Annotated in this window: 1 protein-coding gene and 1 pseudogene; both read left to right on the top strand. The window is 71.7% G+C overall.

Annotation, left to right across the window (positions count from 1 at the left end; genetic code table 11):
* Nucleotides 1-1,689, top strand: a 1,689-nt coding sequence (gene mltG, locus AB0J52_RS37500) for an endolytic transglycosylase MltG (protein ID WP_500187710.1), incomplete at its 5' end; no start/stop codon positions are given.
* Nucleotides 1,686-2,129, top strand: a pseudogene (locus AB0J52_RS37495) (hypothetical protein); the annotation flags it as partial. The gene mltG and the pseudogene AB0J52_RS37495, both read left to right, overlap by 4 nt.

Raw genomic sequence — 2,129 nt, 5'->3', positions numbered from 1 at the left:
GCTGACCGGACGGCCGCCCGGCGAGGGCGTCCGGCGGAGCGGGTGAACGACGTGGACTTCTTCTCCGACCCCCCCAACGGCCCCGAGCAGCGCGGCCGCGGCCGCCGGCGGCGCCCCCCGCAGCAGCACGGCCAGGACCGGTACCCCCCGGAGCAGTACGACCAGCAGCGCGGCCAGGGGCAGCAGGGTCAGCAGGGGCAAGGCAGGCACCGCGGTCAGCAGCAACACGACCAGCGGCAGTACGAGCAGCAGCAGTACGAGCAGCAACAGCAGTACGAGCAGCAGCCGTACGACCAGCAGCAGTACGACCAGTACGGTCAGGGCGGCCAGTACGACCAAGGCCAGTACGACCAGTACGGCCGGCAGGGCCAGGGGCATCCCGGCCAGCACCACGCGGCGCAGCACGGGCAGCCCCAGCACGGCCAACCCCAGCACGGCCAACCCCAGCACGGGCAGCCTCAGCACGGGCAGTCGCAGTACGAGCAGGACGAGTACTACGACGACGAGTACGACGACCACCAGGAGCAGCACCAGGGCCAGGGCGGCGGCCACCTCCTCGACGACCAGCTCGGCCGCGGCGACGGCCCCGGCCGTGACGAGCAGCGGCGCTCCCGCAAGCGGCAGCGCCGCCGCAAGGGCAAGGGACGCGCGGCGGTGCTGTTCGCCATGGCGTTCCTCGTCGCGGTCGTAGGCACGGGCGGGGTGCTCGGCTACGCCTGGCTCGACGGCCGGATGCACCCGCCGGACTACTCCGGCGCCGGCTCGGGCAACGTGATCGTCCAGGTCAAGGAGGGCGACAGCGGCTCGGTGATCGCCGCGACGCTGCAGCAGCACGACGTGGTGAAGAGCGTCCGGGCGTTCCTGAAGGTGTACGGCCACGAGCCGAAGGCCTCCAGCCTGCAGCCGGGCTACTACCAGATGCGGCTGCGGATGTCGTCCAAGGCGGCGATGGCGCTGCTGCTGGACCCCAAGGCCCGCGCCGGCAACATGATCACGCTGCCGGAGGGGCTGCGCGCGACCGAGGTCTTCGAGAAGCTGTCGAAGAAGACCGGCATCCCGGTGCGCAACTTCGTGTCCGCGGCCAAGGACGGCAAGGGCCTCGGGCTGCCGTCGTACGCCAAGGGCAAGGTGGAGGGCTACCTCTATCCGGGGCAGTACAACCTGAACCCGAACGCGCCGGCCAAGGACATCCTCAAGATGATGGTCGAGCGGTTCAACCAGGAGGCGCGCGAGCTCGACCTGGTCGGCAGGTCCCGGTCGGTGCGGCTCGACCCGGGCCAGGTCGTCACCCTCGCCAGCCTGCTGCAGGCCGAGGGCGGCACCAAGGCGGACTACCCGAAGATCGCGCGGGTGCTCTACAACCGGATCAAGATCGGCCGTCCGCTGCAGCTCGACACGACCGTCCTGTACGCGCTGAACAAGCGGACCCTCCACGTCACCTACAAGGACACCGAGGTCGACTCGCCCTACAACTCCTACCGGGTGAAGCCGCTGCCGGTCGGCGCGATCGACAGCCCCGGCGCGGAGGCGCTGAAGGCCGCGCTGGCCCCGGCCAAGGGCGACTGGCTGTTCTTCGTGACCACCAACCCGTCCACCGGCTACACCGAGTACGGCACGACGGACGCGGAGTTCACGGCGATGAAGACCAAGCTCGACAAGTGGCTGGCCAAGCACCCGGCGGGCAAGTGAGCACCGCCCGCGCCGCGGTCCTCGGATCGCCGGTCGCCCACTCGCTGTCCCCGGTGCTGCACCGCGCCGCGTACGCCGGGCTCGGGCTGGACGGCTGGTCCTACGACGCGTTCGAGGTCGGCGAGGACGCCCTGGAGGGCTTCCTCGCCGGCCTGGACGGCTCGTGGCGCGGGCTGTCGCTGACCATGCCGCTGAAGCGGGTGGCGCTGTCGCTCGCGGATTCGGTGTCCGAGCTGGCGGCGAAGGTCGGCGGCGCGAACACGCTCGTCCTGCGGGACGGGCGCCGCGCCGCGGACAACACCGACGTGCACGGGATCGTCACGGCCCTGCGCGAGGCGGAGCTGGACGGCGCCGCGTCGGCGCTGGTGCTGGGCGGCGGCGCGACTATCGGGGACGACCGGAACCGACGTCGGCCCGAGGGTGCGCTGGAAAGCCGGCGC

The organism is Spirillospora sp. NPDC049652, from assembly GCF_040675125.1.
In the GTDB taxonomy this organism is placed as follows: Bacteria; Actinomycetota; Actinomycetes; order Streptosporangiales; family Streptosporangiaceae; genus Spirillospora.
The sequence above is the reverse complement of the archived record's forward strand: the minus strand, read 5'-3'. Positions and strand labels throughout refer to the sequence as shown.